Origin of the sequence: Candidatus Regiella endosymbiont of Tuberolachnus salignus (assembly GCF_964020115.1) — a bacterium.
GTDB classification, from domain to species: Bacteria; Pseudomonadota; Gammaproteobacteria; order Enterobacterales; family Enterobacteriaceae; genus Regiella; species Regiella insecticola.
Genome location: NZ_OZ026542.1, coordinates 2,408,555 through 2,422,271, shown reverse-complemented (window position 1 = coordinate 2,422,271; position 13,717 = coordinate 2,408,555). Strand labels below are relative to the sequence as shown.

The following is a 13,717-nucleotide window of genomic DNA, read 5'->3' as shown; positions in this document are numbered from 1 at the left end:
AGGGCGCGAGTTCCGGAGCGCTAGGCCTAATCAAAAAAATTAAGCCAATAAAGCCAGACGTAAGGATTCGGGCGTAAATATGTAATATCGGCTGTTTATCCTTTCCACTCCTGAATTTTCAAAACATTACAGCATAATTTACGGGTGCTGGATGGGGTCGTTGGTGAGTAGATTGACCCAGTATGATGACTCCTGGTTTTCAGTGTTTCACCAGCTTAAAATCAGGGTGTTCCCCGGCAAGTAAAAGTAATAATATGTACTCACTTTTTGAAACCTTTCTATTTTGCGCACTGTCCTTACTCAACTCTTTTTTCTGCCAATAGTTTAGTGAGATACCAAACAGGTCAGCAGTTTCTTTTTGTGTTAACCCTGCTTTAACACGCAAACGTTTAATTTCTTCTGGCGTTGATAACTCACTTTTCATTGCGGTAACCATCAAATGTCATTTCTTTAATGATATTAATGAATATATCTTTTTCTACAGGCGATAATGACGAAAAAATATCATCATGATTTATCGAACCAATCGATTGCGTTTTTATTATTTTATTAAAAACAACTTGCCTTGTGGTGGATTTCGATTTGTCTGCTATTTTTTTCTTTGACCGTATTTTTATTTTTTTCTCAAATGTTAATAAACATCCATCATCCATTTTTTGACAGGTTACGCAATATGTTCTGTTTCCGACACCTTTTCTAATATACATTTCATTTGATGAACTCATATTATTTTTGACATCCTCCCCGCCCTAAAGGCCGAGGTTTTACAGCATACCGGATAATAGTTTAAGGGGGCTTTTGCCCCCATTCTGGTTATGCTCTGGCTTCTACTTTCTTCCAGCCTTTCGCTTTGTGGCGTCCGTCCGTTCCATACATTTGCCGTATTTCTTCTAGTGTCAACGCTACTTTAGATTGACCACTTTTTGCTACTTTAAAATGTCCAGTTTTTGCTAATTTTCCTGTTGGGTTTCTATTCCAGGCGCCTGGATAATATCAGTCGTTTTTATAGGCAACATGCCTGCTTTGCGTTTATTTTTGAGTCGATAGCTTTCTCCTTTAATATTCAATGTGGTTGAATGATGTAAAAGCCTGTCTAAAATCGCAGTTGCTAAAATGTGATCACCGAATACGTCCCCCCAATCAGTAAAACTTTTATTTGATGTGAGAATGATGCTCGCCTTTTCATAACGACGGCTCAATAACCTGAAAAATAGGCTAGCTTCTTCGCGATTCATCGGTAAATACCCGATTTCATCCAGTATTAATACCCTGGCATAGCACAGTTGCTGAAGTTGGCGTTCCAGACGGTTTTCTTGCTTTGCCTTCATTAAGGTACAGCAGAGTCTATCCAGAGGCATAAACAATACCCGATGCCCAGCTGTAGCTGCCTTGACAGCCAGCGCTATCGCCAAATGCGTTTTCCCTACCCCAGGTGGGCCTAACAAAATGACGTTTTCATGATGTTCGACAAACCTCAGCCCCGCCAGCTCGCGGATAATTTTCCTGTCTATACTTGGTTGGAAAGTAAAGTCAAATTGCTCCAAGGTTTTTATCCACGGCAAACGTGCTTGTTTTAACCGCGATTCCAAGCCTTTTTGGTGACGCCCGTTCCATTCCTGGGCTAATGCCTGCTGGAGAAATTCACGGTAGTTCAGTGCTTTCTTGGTGGCTTCTTCACATAAACTCTCCAACGCATCGCCCAGGTAATCCATTTTTAACCGTATCAACAAGTTTTCCATTTCCATCAGAGTAGCTCCTCATACACACTGAGCGAACGAGACGCTACTCGATTGACCTGTTGCCAAAGGGCTTGATGATGTTCTGGCACCTTTTGCCAGCCCTGCGTTACCTCCTGCAAGAGATGCGTCGCGAGCAGTTGCTCATCGCCGTAAATACGTAGCGTATTATCTAAACCGATACGAATATTAACCGCACGACCACACCAGAATGAAGGCACGCTATAGCGATTACCTCTGACATCGATATAGCTGTCCCATGCCACTTGTCGTAGGTCGAAGTAGCTGGTATCGAAATCAGTCGCAGGGAGTGGCATCAAGGCTATTTTTTCCTCAGCAAAACGATTTTCCGGTGTCTGCTTGAATTGACGAAGATGACGCTGGTCTGCCACTTTCGCCAGCCACATCGCTAGCAGTTGATTAACATGAGCGAAACTCTCAAACTGACGGTAGCGAGTGAAAAAATTGTGTTTAACATAGCCCACCATCCGTTCGGTTTTGCCTTTCGTTTGCGGTCGATAAGGCTTACAGGCGCGAGGGCTAAACCCATAGTGATTAGCCAGTTGCAGGAAGCCCGCATTGAACTCGATGTGGCCATTTTGTCCATGTTTGATAACAGCGGCTTTTTGGTTATCTACCAAGACATTTTTTACGCTGCCACCGAAGTAATTGAAGCTGCGAACCAGCGATTCATACGTGTGCTCAGCATCTTGCTTAGGGGCAGCAAAGACATGAAAGCGACGCGAAAAACCGAGCGTATTAACGGCAAAATTAACCGTACAGGCAGAGCCTGCCACCTCAACGATGATTTCTCCCCAATCGTGTTGAAGTTGATAACCGGGGAGGGTTTCAAAGCGTACCGTGTTTTTCGAGGCCCTGAGCGGACGTTTGGGATGTATATAACGTCGGAGCATCGCACTCCCACCCCGGTAGCCTTTTTCACGGATTTCCTCAAAAATAACCGCCGCATTCCAAACCTGTTCACTCAACCTTGAATCGATGTAGTCTTTAAAGGGCTCGAGTTTAGCAACCTGTTTTTTACCGCGTTTTGCTGTTGGCGGCGCAGGATAGCTAATGTGCCGTCTCACCGTTTTTTCTGAACACCCTATCTGATGGGCAATATCAACAATAAATGCCCCCTGTTGATGGCGTTGTTTTATCATGTAGTGGTCCTCTCTTCTTAGCATGCTTATTTCCCTCATGGCTTTGTCACCACAAAGGAAACTGCATTCTGGCTTGAGTGGACAAATTAAATTAGCAATTTACGGTCTTTTATCATTAGCGCTGACATAGATCGAGTTGTGCCCGAATGTATTGTGGAGAAAGCTTGAGTTTTTTTAGAGCAACGTTGCAATATTCCTGAAGGATTTGGGTAGAAAGCACCCCACTTGCGTCTTCGTAAAGCTGTTTAAGCAGGGAAAGAGCAGCTTTCTGCTTCACGGGTATGTCGCTTGCCTCTGCGTAAACAAGGATATTGGTGTCGATAAAACTACGATTTGCCATGCGATTAACGCTCATTGGCTTCGTTACGATCAAATTGCCAACCGTCAAGCTTAGCGGATGATTGCAAACAACGAGCTTCAAACTGTACCCATTGCTGATCACGGTAGGCACTGCCTGCTAACTGCTCCAGGTAGTCACGTACAATCTGGTTAAGGCTTTTACCCATTTTTTGCGCTGCGTCACGTGCCCGTTGCGCAACTTGTTTGTCTACAGAAAGAGTGATATTCATGATTGATCTCCATTATTTTTGGATATAGCACATATTATGTGCGCACATTGAATGTTTTTCAAAAATGGATGAGGTATGTGATGTAGATTACAGATATTGATAGCGACTGAAGTCTAGCTGCCCTTGTTTTTTATCCTATCGTTTTTAAAGCCACATAAGCCACGTAGCGTTAAGGTAAGGTGAAGCCGTAGGTAAGTATGGGTAAGTCAAAGAAAGCGTCTCTATGGCCATTCTAGAGCCCTTGGAGGGGCATCATTGAATCTTATCTCTGTCCTATCTCTGTATTATCTAATTTTTTCCTGTTAATCCGATTTTTTAACGATATTTTTTTAATTCTAAAAAAATTTTAATGAAAATGGTTTTTTTAGATCGGTAACGCTCGCCGCAAGAATGGATTTCGCAAAGCGAAAGCCGTTCGAGGAAGCGGAATATCATCTGATACTAAAAAGGAACTCGGTCACTCTTTGGCTAAAGGTAAGCTCTGGATTTTTTTGTAACTACAGGTTATTGAAAATGGAAAATATTGGAGAAAGAAAATGGCGTTTTTTTAACCGGTCTTCTGAAATAGAGGTCGTTATAATTACGACGATAAAGAAGGTTACTCACAATTTTTTATTTTAGCTCCATGTTTTTATTTTCTTTATTCTTTATATTCTCTTTATTTAGAGTTAAATTTTGCTTTTTTTATCAATACGTTACGATGTTTAAGGTCGCGTGATTTCTGCGAAAGGTCGCGTGATTTCTGAAAAAGGTCGCGTGATTTCTGCGAAAGGTCGCGTGATTTCTGTGTGGATAACTTTTGTTTCTGTGCTATTGATTATCTGAGATAAATAGCTACCTAATGATGATTATTTGTTCTGTTAAAATCAGGAGAGTGCTATTTTTGAATGTTTTTTATCAGCTGAGTTGTGCCAAGAAAGGGTATACAGTAAGTACTAAAAAAGTACTAAAAAAATTTAAGGTCGCTAGATTTCTGTTTTGATAATCAGGATTGCTTGTGATTAATTATCGGGATAAAAACTCTTTAAGTTTATATCAATTAACTGTTTTTAAAAAAAATTTTATGTTGTCAATATAGATCATCAAAACATTTTAGCGCTCTAGAAATCGCGCAATTTTTTTCGATAAAAAAATAAAAGGTCTTTTTATTGATTTATGAGAAGACCTTTATATACTAAAGGAAGTAGAAATGAAGGATAAGAAGGTTATAAATTTCATGGATCTGATTTCTATAGAAAAAAAAGTTGTTGTACAATCAAACTCGATTGTTGATGGTGTTTATAAGATTACATTAGATGAAGCAAGGGTAATAAACCTTGCTATATCAAAAATAAAAAAACATGATCCGCCCGGTAGCCCCGTTAGAATCACTCACGCAGAATTTACTAATACCTGGAAAATTAAAGATAATAATTTAAAAAGAAGACTGTCAGATATAGGTGATGAGTTAATTCAACGAACAATAGATACAATATCTATTGATAAATCTACAGGTAAAAAAATAAAGATACGGAGGACATGGATATCTAAGATAGAATATAATATGGATAACATAGATCAATATTTAGAAATAACATTTTCTCAAGATGTTGAAAGATTTATTTATCAATTAAAAAATAATTTTACTATGTTTGAAATAGAAAATGTTTCTAATTTTACCTCACCATATTCTTTTAGAATTTATGCCTGGATTTATAAATATATAAATTTTTTTTCACATGTGAAAGATGGATTGCATTTTACAGATCAAATAAAAATTGATGATTTTAAAGAAATGATGGGTATATCAAAAAATTACGAAAAATATAAATATCTTAAAAATGGAGTTATAGAAAAAGCAATAAAAGAAATTAATAATTACTCTGATTTGTCAGTAATTTTAGAAGAATTTAGAATAGGCCGTTCAGTAAAACAAATAAGGTTTGTTTTTGTTAGAGAAAAGAACACTATTTTCTCTAACGAGGAAAAAAAACCTAAAAGAGCTAGATTACCATCTAGACCAAAAGTTAAGGTAAGAACCCATTTGGAAGGAGAGTGGGCTAGACGGTGTATTGATATCATTGAGAAATATGAAAAAGATATAAGAAACTATGATGCTACTATGGTATTGCCAATATCTGATTTGGAAAAGTTAATTAATTATTATCAAATATTAGGAGACAAACAAAAAGTTAGCGAGTTAAGTAAAAAACTGGAAGCAAGAAGAAATTGATTTTTGCGCTGATCGTAGGAGTCGTGACCTCCTCCAATCAGCTAATCACACAAACCTATCTAGGAGGTCTATATGACTGCGTTCGATCTTACCCAATGTGCGGTGTTACGCAAAGTATTTCCTGAACTTACTAATGCTCAATTTGAAACAGCCATACTGTTTGCTGTGGGTTTTTCGCGTAAAGAAATTGCGGGTTTGCGTGTTGTTTCAGATTCTTGTATTGAACATACATTGAATGTTGTGAAAGAAAAATTTAACATTGCTAGCATAGGCAGTTTAAGAAATATTATCTTGTTAAGATATCTTTTGAGTAAAAAGTAATTTAGCTAATTAATGTATTAGATTATCTTCTTCATGCTAATAGGCATGATGATACGATTTAAGTTTTTTCGCCGAGTCCGGTCACCGCAGATGTTGCTGGCCGGAATACCCAAAGTTCAGTATCAGCTAGGGTGAACGAATGCATAAATACCAATCAATTATCAATTCGGATTTTTTTAACCTAACTTTGTGAGTGTTACCTAACGTTTTAGGGTTGTTTACTAAGCGCAAATAGTATGGATATTGATCATTTTTATTCAGAATATTTTTATCTTTGATTTACTCATTGATGCGTCCCTGCCGGTAGCTATCGTAAAATAGCTGACAAGTTAAGTAAAAAATACTCTGTATTAATAGTAAGTAAATAGTACCGTATAATACAATCACACTGAGCGAGTTATGAATCGTTAGCGCTTGGTATTAGTTTATTTAACTTTTTGTTTTTTATTAAAACTTACTATCTACGATAGAAGGATGAAAAATTAATGATAAACGATAAAATTATTTATATAGTCACTATTAATTCTGAATTAACATTAATACTTGATCAAGTACCAGAGTCTTGGGGTATCCCGTTTCGTTTATGCGAATCTGGCGTTGATTAGCTTAAACAATTTGAAATCTAGCTCGGATATGGTCGGCAAAATTGATCATGAAGTTGAGTCAAAGTCAGCGGAATTAGAGGCTGAATCGTTTGAAAAACAAGATATTCAGGTATTTGAAACTCAACAAGATCTGCTCACCTTTGTGTTTGTGATAAATAGAATAATAGTTTTTCCCGTTTTATTTTTGTTAAAGTAGGAATTTAGTTGAATTTATTGAAATTAATTATTATTGGCTTGTACGGTGTGATTGGGTTGGTCGGGTGGTATAAATATACGGAATTGGTCGCTCATCCTGTGACAGTTGTCACTGTCGATAAATTCTCCTCGGAAATGACGGTAGCCTACATTCGTGCCATGGTTTGGTATCATTCTAGAGGCAAGTTACAGGAATTACGTTCTATCCTATTGACTGATAATTTAGCGAATGAAAAGCAGATAAAAATAAGAATAACGAATATGTTGAAGCATCGAACATCGGCATATATTCGTGATTTTAATTCATTAGACACGCCCATTGAAAACATTGGTAATTGGTATCAAAATAATTTTGATTTTGATAATTTTCTTTCGGCTGTTTTTGATGAAGTATTTAATAATAAATTGTCCGTAGAAGAAAAAATACGCAGTGTCTCTGATGTAATGGAAGCCTATCAAAATTTAACAACCCAAAAATTATTGATTAATCTGAATAAACTAAAAGGAAATTAATATGGATACTGATAAAAAAGTAGCGGTTATTTTGTCAGGCTGTGGTGTCTATGATGGTGCTGAAATTAATGAAGTCGTTTTGACGTTATTATCGCTTGAAGAAAATGAAATTCAATATCAATGTTTTGCTCCAGATATCGATCAGCATCATGTTGTTAATCATTGTACGGGTAAGGAAGTTACTGAAAGAAGAAATGTTTTGGTTGAATCTGCCAGAATAGTACGCGGCAACATTAAATCATTAAACGAATGCAAGGCAAATGAGTTTACAGCAATGATTGTTCCTGGTGGATTTGGAGTGGCAAAAAATCTCTCTGATTTTGCTTTTAAAGGAGCTAATGTTAAGGTAGAAAAAGTGTTTCTTACTATTTGTGAAGCATTTAAAAATAGCAAGAAACCTGTAGGGTTTATGTGTATCGCTCCAGTTCTTTTAAGTAAAATATATGGTAAAGGGGTTATTTTAACTGTGGGTAATGATAAAGATACCATTGCTGCCATTTCAACTATGGGTGGGGAGCATAAGGTGTCTACAGTTAATGAAATTGTGTTTGATGAAAAAAATAAAATTGTGACGACCCCAGCATATATGTTAGCAACGAGTATTATTGAAGCAAAAAAGGGAATAGATATGTTAATTAAAAAAATTATAGAGATAATGTAATTGTTTTATTTTATAACTTTTTTGATGGTGTCACTATTTTTTTTGATTGTTATTATTTACCGCCTGAATGCGAAAAATAATATTAATAAATTGAAAGGACACAATCTCTCATATAACGAAAACACCCGTCAAGTTATTATTGATGGGTGTTTTGTCCTCACCTCTTTCCGTCAAGAATCTTTAAATTGTTCTTTGTTTCAGTATTTGAATAAGAACCGAGATAGAAAGTTATCTTATGACGAACTTAACGACACTGTTTTCAAAGGCAGGCATGTTGAGTTAAACAAGGTAGTTGATGCCATGGGATTTCGAGGTGATCTCAAGCGTATATTGTTCAGTTTTGATACGAATAGTATCACTTTTCACCCAGAAAAATTAAATCAAGTTAATAAGTTAATTAGATTAAATTAAAAATATGGATTTTAAATCTACTCAAAATAAAGTGTGATCAGCAAGGAATCTAAGTCAGGCACTGTTTTAGTGCCGTTATCTAAACCGGTTGTATCCACAACCCTATCCTCGGCGGGGTACACAAGCCCCGAGTTAATCCAATTTATTTCACGCTGTTAACTCTCTGCTTGGCAATCTAAAAACTCCCCTGGGTCTACCACGCCTTTGCCTTCGGCAAGTATGCTACTCGATACTTCGCAGCATTTATCTATCGCTTTTTAACCCCGGTTTCAATCTCAAGGATCTATCTCCGCGTTTGCTTTTGGCTGCTGTGCTATTTGTGCGCTCCACTCAACAAGGATACTTCTGATGGCTTAAGCTCCTTGATAATCAGGAGATAAAATGTGATCACTGTCACATTCTGACTTCTTCCGACTTAAATTATTTTTTTCCGACTTCTTCAGACTAGCCATTCCATGTCTTCCCTGTATTTTTATATTTGCTATTCTGTGTGTGTCGGAAGATCAAGGCTGCTACTTCACAAGTATGTATAAATTACAATTGTGTTTTTTACCCAATTTACATTAGTTTAACGTTGCTGTAATTTTATCTATATTAAAAAATCGGGGTTTAACTTAAGGAATGTGGAAAGTGGAATTAGATAACGATTTTAATGAAAAAGGAACGACAGTGACTGTCAAAATAACTGCGACTGCAAATAATTTTTTAATAGAAAGCGCCAAACATTCAAAAAGAACAAAAAAATGTGAATCAGAATTAAGATTGGAAGATCATTTACGCCGTTTTTCATCTATCTCGGCGATTGGTATAACGAAAAATAGATGTGAATAAAATGATGATTCTATCACTGGGGAAACTATTTAAATCTTATCAGAAAAAAGAAAATATTATTATGAGCAACCGACAAAGTAGAGCGAGAAAACGTGCGTTAAAAAATAAAATAGTAGCGGCCACGCGAAATGAAAATAAAAAATTATTTTACCGGTTAATAACTTGGTTAAGAAAAAAGGCTGAACAACGATTACTATAAATACATTTTATTGACTATTAATAAAATAATGTGTTTAACACAGGACTTTTTTATTACTTGTTATATCCATGCTATGGATAATGGATTTGCATTATTTTTTTAAAAAACGAGCAGTGAAATGTAAGACTAATACCAGGGATTTTTATAAAATTTTAATATAACTGGAGTAAATTATGATTCTGTCTATTAAGGCTGCGGGCAGTGCTATATCTAAAAAAATTAATAAAAAAAATAATAACCACTATATCGTGTTAATACTTATTTCAATCATGGCACTTTTGGGCATAACCAGTACGGTTCAAGCTGTTGATTTAATGGCAGGAGGAAAAGTGACGGTCACTGATACTTTTGGTGCAAGCTCTGCCATCGCTAAGTGGATAATATTGGCGGAAGTGATTGTCGGCATTATTACCTTTATCAAAACAAAAAATGTGTTCATGTTGTTTGGTATTGCTGTTGTGATTGTCTTTACCACGATTGGATTTAGTTTGACTGTTTGATTATCTGATTAAATTAAGAGGGCGATCATGACTACTGAAGATGATCTCCAAAAGTACCGATTCCCGAAAACGCTCAGTGAACAACGTCGGTTATTCGGTTTGCCCTATGATGAGGCCATACCGTCGTTACCTGTTTTTTTATGGGGCATTATGGTTCATCAAGCTTTATTTGGGATGGGGATGGCATTGGTAATTTGTTTGGGTATTCGCAGCGCAAAACGCGGAAAAGGGAGTATGTGGCTATACAACCTGCTTTACTGGTATTTCCCTACTATTCTGTTTCGCTCTGTTTTTAAAGTGATCCCCTATTCAAGTTTTCGGCAATGGATAAAATAAAGGACTCAGGAAAATACTGTGGAGCTAACAGCACGTCATTCCTCTAATAAAATAATCGCCGTCACCTTGTTGGTTATTTTTTTAATGCTGATCTTGAGCTTAATATCAACCATTTTACTGGCGGTAGATAATCACTCTCTCAGGCGTCACCAGGAAAAAATAGTTATTCCGATGGCATTCAATGTTCCTTTTGCTATTTCAGAAGCGCTGGCCAGTCCAGCTTATTTGCAAATGATGGCGCTATCATTTATTTCATTGCGCCTCAATGTGTCACCGGAAACCGTCGATGCCCAGCATCAATTTTTACTCTCATTTGCCAAACCAGGTGCTCAATCTGATTTCAAAATAACGCTGGCTGAGGAATCCCGAAGAATTAGACAAAATGAAGTCAGTTCAGCGTTCTATCAGACCCGTATTCGTGTTTTTCCTGCGGAAAGCATTGTTGAGATCCACGGGGTATTAAAAACCTGGATCGGTAACGGTAAGCCAACCAGTGAACAAAAAAATTATAACCTCAAACTGGATTATGCCGATGGCATGACGCGCATTGTTGCCTTCCTGGAGAAAACCGATGCGAAAAAATAACCTTTTGTTCGTTGTTATCATTGCCATCGGAGTGTGTTTTTTTACGACTGCAAAGGCGGTTACTGCATTGCAGGCAGTGGCTCTGCCTGCTGATGGCCAGTTTCAGTTAGCTATTAGCAGTAACAATCCTAACTTGATAGGTGTTTTGGGTGATCGGGTTGTGGCGATAAACAGTGCAGCCGGTATGTTGACCGATAAGCGTAATACTGTCGATGGTGCAGTATTGTTTTCTTCTCTCAGTGAAAAGCCGTTTACATTGTATATCGAGACAGAGCACAGACAGGTTTTTTCTGTCCAGGCGACACCCAGTAAAGGAGCAGGGCGACGTTATCGCTTGTCGGGCGAGCAATCAGTAGATCGGCCTGCTGCGAAAGTCTGGGAAACTGCTCAACCCTACGGATCTTTATTGGTTGAACTGAATAAGGCGGCATGGCGGGGAAAAATGCCGGAGAGTTATGCACAGGCTGATTTGACTCAATCTCGCGCATCGGCACCGACTGGTTTAACCATGACAGCAGAGCAAGCCTGGGTGGGCGATGCATTGCGTGTCATCCGTTATCACGTGCGTAATCCTAAGTAGTGTCGTCACGTAATAAAAAATATATTATCATGTAACAAATAACGACAACTGTTGAGATGATTCAATAATGAAAGATGATTCGGGAATGAATTTAGCCCATCGCCGCCACGATATATCCGATCATGTTTGGAGCCTATTGGAAGCTCATCTCCCGGGGAGAAAAGGCACTTGGGGTGGCATAGCCAGAGATAACAGGCAGTTTATTAATGCTGTTTTCTGGATATTGAGAACCGGCGCTCCCTGGCGTGATTTACCGCCTGATTATGGCGGTTGGAAAAATACTCATCGCCGGTTTTGCCGCTGGCGTGACAAGGGGCTATGGGAGTCTCTGCTCGAAGCGCTGATTGTGGAGCCAGATTTTGAATGGCTGATGATTGATGCCACTCATAGCAAAGTTCACCCTCATGCAGCAGGCGCAAAAGGCGGTAATCAGGATATGGAGCGCACAAAAGGGGGCTCAACAGTAAGATACATCTGGCCGTGGATGCGCATGGTATGCCGGTCAGAATTTTTATTACATCAGGTACCACAGCAGATTGTCAGCAAGCAACGAATTTAACCAAAGGTATTGCAGCAGAATATCTGTTGGCTGACAAGGGCTATGACAGTGATAACATCATTAAAAAAGCAGAAGAAGCCGGCATGCAAATCGTAATACCACCTAAAAAGAATCGTAAAATTCAACGTGAGTACGATAAAGCGCTCTACAAGCATCGACATCTCGTGGAAAATGCTTTTCTGCACCTAAAGCGCTGGCGAGGTATTGCTACTCGTTATGCAAAAAATACCTCCTCTTTTCTCGCTGCTGTACAAATACGATGCCTTGCTCTATGGCTCAAGATCTCATGACGACACTATATAACGCTTATTCGGTTCACTTAACCGAGCAGGATTTTTGGCAGCCCGGTATTCGTGCCGTGATGTTTACTCAACCGGTAAAGCACTTGTTGCCGGGTGCTACGCTCTCCCTCTATATCACGACAGGGAAGGAGCGTGATCATGGCGAATATTAATGCATTGGTGAAACGTAAACAGATGACACTGTTTATCGCCGTTGCGCTGGGTTTGTCGGCTGCGATGGGCGTGGGCTGGTATGCCTCTCGGGTATCGATGAAAAATGAGACTCAACCTCTAAGTTCAGAGCCTGCCCCTAATATGACGGGGGTCGTCAATGCGACCTTTGATGACAAAGTGCAACAAAATGCGATCATAGAATCTCAAGCTACGACTAATGAGATACGTAAAGAGATGGCGGCGGTGCGTCAGCAGATGGATAGCTTATCAAGCCACCGTGAACATGATCAAAAACGTATCAGCGATCTGGAGCATGAAAATGATCTTTTACAGAGTCAGTTAACGGCATTTGATAATGCGCCACCTGATGAGCCTTTGCCCTCTGTTGGGTTCAATCAACAGGGCGTCCCGCCTCCTAGCGCGTTCTATCCTGGCATGGGCTCTGCTCCACAAGGGCAAATAACGTATGCGCCCGTGCCCACGATGCAAAGTCCAGGCACAGTAGAAACCACCCGTTTTTCTTATGCTGAATCGGTGATTAAACCCAGGCTACCTTATATCCCGTCAGGGAGTTTTGCTCAGTCGCTGGTGATTGAGGGCGCTGATACCAATGCCGCTGTCACCGGTCCGCAAAATACGGCGCCGATGCAATTTCGTTTGACCGGAAAAGTACAACTGCCGAATGATCGTGAAGTGGATTTAACCGGCTGTTTTGTTAACGCCGAAGCCTACGGTGATGTGTCCAGTGAGCGAGCAGAAGTACGTACCCGCAGCCTGAGTTGCCATCTTGGTGATGACGTCATCGACCAGAAAATTGCCGGTCATGTGAGTTTTATGGGCAAAAACGGCATTAAGGGTAAGGTGGTGATGCGTAATGGCAAGATCCTAGGTTGGGCGTTTGGCGCAGGCTTTGTTGATGGTATCGGCAAGGGGATTGAAAAGGCGGCTTCACCCCAGGTTGGATTAGGCGCCATCGCCACAATGGGTGCGCGTGATATTGCGCAATTAGGGATGGGTGGCGGTGCCAGTCAGGCCGCCAAAACACTGAGTGATTACTACATCAAACGTGCCGAGCAGTATCATGCCGTTATTCCTATTGGTGCAGGGAATGAGGTTACCGTGGTCTTTCAGGAGGGTTTTCAATTGGAAACCCTGGAAGAAGCTCGACTGAAAAAGGCCAATAAAATACAGCAACAGTCCCATGATGCACTCAGTACACCTAACATGATCAACTCACTGAATGAATTGAAAGTGGGCGATTTAATCCACGCGACAGGGCAATAAGG

General features: G+C 39.3%; 18 protein-coding genes. 12 read left to right on the top strand and 6 right to left on the bottom strand.

Going from position 1 to position 13,717, the window contains the following annotated elements:
- Nucleotides 1-199 precede the first annotated feature (199 nt).
- The 6 genes from AACL30_RS12285 to AACL30_RS12260 all read right to left on the bottom strand — a co-directional run bounded on the left by AACL30_RS12285 (nt 200) and on the right by AACL30_RS12260 (nt 3,468).
- The gene (locus tag AACL30_RS12285) at nt 200-424 is read right to left on the bottom strand and encodes a helix-turn-helix domain-containing protein (protein WP_176487201.1); all 225 of its coding nucleotides are present in this window, start codon (nt 422-424) and stop codon (nt 200-202) included.
- Nucleotides 414-725: a hypothetical protein gene (locus AACL30_RS12280; protein ID WP_339056760.1), complete on the bottom strand. Its 312-nt coding sequence runs from the start codon at nt 723-725 to the stop codon at nt 414-416. The genes AACL30_RS12285 and AACL30_RS12280 overlap by 11 nt, the downstream gene beginning before the upstream one ends.
- Before the next feature lie 225 nt (nt 726-950).
- Nucleotides 951-1,748 (bottom strand): IS21-like element helper ATPase IstB, encoded by a 798-nt coding sequence (gene istB / locus AACL30_RS12275; protein ID WP_339058365.1) that lies wholly within the window; start codon nt 1,746-1,748, stop codon nt 951-953.
- Nucleotides 1,745-2,923: an IS21 family transposase gene (gene istA, locus AACL30_RS12270; protein WP_339056344.1), complete on the bottom strand. Its 1,179-nt coding sequence runs from the start codon at nt 2,921-2,923 to the stop codon at nt 1,745-1,747. The genes istB and istA overlap by 4 nt, the downstream gene beginning before the upstream one ends.
- Before the next feature lie 91 nt (nt 2,924-3,014).
- Nucleotides 3,015-3,239: a hypothetical protein gene (locus AACL30_RS12265; RefSeq protein WP_339056759.1), complete on the bottom strand. Its 225-nt coding sequence runs from the start codon at nt 3,237-3,239 to the stop codon at nt 3,015-3,017.
- Nucleotides 3,240-3,243: 4 nt separating this feature from the next.
- Nucleotides 3,244-3,468: a DUF6364 family protein gene (locus tag AACL30_RS12260; protein ID WP_006705592.1), complete on the bottom strand. Its 225-nt coding sequence runs from the start codon at nt 3,466-3,468 to the stop codon at nt 3,244-3,246.
- Nucleotides 3,469-4,657: 1,189 nt separating this feature from the next.
- On the opposite strand from AACL30_RS12260, the gene AACL30_RS12255 reads away from it, so the two are divergent.
- The 12 genes from AACL30_RS12255 (at nt 4,658) to traB (ending at nt 13,715) form a co-directional block, all read left to right on the top strand.
- Nucleotides 4,658-5,680, top strand: coding sequence for a replication initiation protein (locus AACL30_RS12255; RefSeq protein ID WP_339056758.1), 1,023 nt, complete (start codon nt 4,658-4,660; stop codon nt 5,678-5,680).
- Between the two features lie 72 nt (nt 5,681-5,752).
- Nucleotides 5,753-6,001, top strand: coding sequence for a transcriptional regulator (locus AACL30_RS12250; protein ID WP_339056757.1), 249 nt, complete (start codon nt 5,753-5,755; stop codon nt 5,999-6,001).
- 809 nt (nt 6,002-6,810) lie between these two features.
- Nucleotides 6,811-7,314: a hypothetical protein gene (locus AACL30_RS12245; RefSeq protein ID WP_339056756.1), complete on the top strand. Its 504-nt coding sequence runs from the start codon at nt 6,811-6,813 to the stop codon at nt 7,312-7,314.
- 1 nt (nt 7,315) lies between these two features.
- Complete coding sequence (elbB, locus tag AACL30_RS12240) at nt 7,316-7,975, top strand: isoprenoid biosynthesis glyoxalase ElbB (RefSeq protein WP_339056755.1); 660 nt, start codon at nt 7,316-7,318, stop codon at nt 7,973-7,975.
- A 1,041-nt stretch (nt 7,976-9,016) separates the two neighbouring features.
- Complete coding sequence (locus AACL30_RS12230) at nt 9,017-9,217, top strand: TraY domain-containing protein (RefSeq protein WP_339056754.1); 201 nt, start codon at nt 9,017-9,019, stop codon at nt 9,215-9,217.
- 372 nt (nt 9,218-9,589) lie between these two features.
- Entirely contained in the window at nt 9,590-9,916 is a 327-nt protein-coding gene (locus tag AACL30_RS12225; protein ID WP_339056753.1) for a type IV conjugative transfer system pilin TraA, read from the top strand.
- A 27-nt stretch (nt 9,917-9,943) separates the two neighbouring features.
- Complete coding sequence (traL, locus tag AACL30_RS12220) at nt 9,944-10,252, top strand: type IV conjugative transfer system protein TraL (RefSeq protein WP_339056752.1); 309 nt, start codon at nt 9,944-9,946, stop codon at nt 10,250-10,252.
- An 18-nt stretch (nt 10,253-10,270) separates the two neighbouring features.
- Complete coding sequence (gene traE, locus AACL30_RS12215) at nt 10,271-10,837, top strand: type IV conjugative transfer system protein TraE (protein WP_339056751.1); 567 nt, start codon at nt 10,271-10,273, stop codon at nt 10,835-10,837.
- The gene (locus tag AACL30_RS12210; protein WP_339056750.1) at nt 10,824-11,417 is read left to right on the top strand and encodes a TraK domain-containing protein; all 594 of its coding nucleotides are present in this window, start codon (nt 10,824-10,826) and stop codon (nt 11,415-11,417) included. Before traE ends, AACL30_RS12210 begins: the two co-directional genes overlap by 14 nt.
- A gap of 85 nt (nt 11,418-11,502) precedes the next feature.
- Nucleotides 11,503-12,266 (top strand): IS5 family transposase gene (locus AACL30_RS12205; protein ID WP_422389587.1). Its coding sequence is split into 2 segments (ribosomal slippage): nt 11,503-11,863 and nt 11,863-12,266, totalling 765 coding nucleotides; the frame shifts between segments, so codons are not numbered across the junction.
- Entirely contained in the window at nt 12,248-12,430 is a 183-nt protein-coding gene (locus AACL30_RS12200) for a hypothetical protein (protein WP_339058512.1), read from the top strand. The genes AACL30_RS12205 and AACL30_RS12200 overlap by 19 nt, the downstream gene beginning before the upstream one ends.
- Nucleotides 12,417-13,715 (top strand): F-type conjugal transfer pilus assembly protein TraB, encoded by a 1,299-nt coding sequence (traB, locus tag AACL30_RS12195; RefSeq protein ID WP_339056749.1) that lies wholly within the window; start codon nt 12,417-12,419, stop codon nt 13,713-13,715. Before AACL30_RS12200 ends, traB begins: the two co-directional genes overlap by 14 nt.
- The last annotated feature ends 2 nt before the right edge of the window (nt 13,716-13,717 follow it).

Bases quoted from the DNA above. Each gene is read 5' to 3' on its own strand.
- istA (WP_339056344.1), bottom strand. From the start codon at position 2,923: ATGCTAAGAAGAGAGGACCACTACATGATAAAACAACGCCATCAACAG.
- AACL30_RS12285 (WP_176487201.1), bottom strand. From the start codon at position 424: ATGAAAAGTGAGTTATCAACGCCAGAAGAAATTAAACGTTTGCGTGTT.
- AACL30_RS12260 (WP_006705592.1), bottom strand. From the start codon at position 3,468: ATGAATATCACTCTTTCTGTAGACAAACAAGTTGCGCAACGGGCACGT.
- elbB (WP_339056755.1), top strand. From the start codon at position 7,316: ATGGATACTGATAAAAAAGTAGCGGTTATTTTGTCAGGCTGTGGTGTC.
- AACL30_RS12200 (WP_339058512.1), top strand. From the start codon at position 12,248: ATGGCTCAAGATCTCATGACGACACTATATAACGCTTATTCGGTTCAC.
- AACL30_RS12265 (WP_339056759.1), bottom strand. From the start codon at position 3,239: ATGGCAAATCGTAGTTTTATCGACACCAATATCCTTGTTTACGCAGAG.
- AACL30_RS12280 (WP_339056760.1), bottom strand. From the start codon at position 725: ATGAGTTCATCAAATGAAATGTATATTAGAAAAGGTGTCGGAAACAGA.
- traB (WP_339056749.1), top strand. From the start codon at position 12,417: ATGGCGAATATTAATGCATTGGTGAAACGTAAACAGATGACACTGTTT.
- AACL30_RS12225 (WP_339056753.1), top strand. From the start codon at position 9,590: ATGATTCTGTCTATTAAGGCTGCGGGCAGTGCTATATCTAAAAAAATT.
- AACL30_RS12255 (WP_339056758.1), top strand. From the start codon at position 4,658: ATGAAGGATAAGAAGGTTATAAATTTCATGGATCTGATTTCTATAGAA.
- traL (WP_339056752.1), top strand. From the start codon at position 9,944: ATGACTACTGAAGATGATCTCCAAAAGTACCGATTCCCGAAAACGCTC.
- AACL30_RS12250 (WP_339056757.1), top strand. From the start codon at position 5,753: ATGACTGCGTTCGATCTTACCCAATGTGCGGTGTTACGCAAAGTATTT.
- AACL30_RS12210 (WP_339056750.1), top strand. From the start codon at position 10,824: ATGCGAAAAAATAACCTTTTGTTCGTTGTTATCATTGCCATCGGAGTG.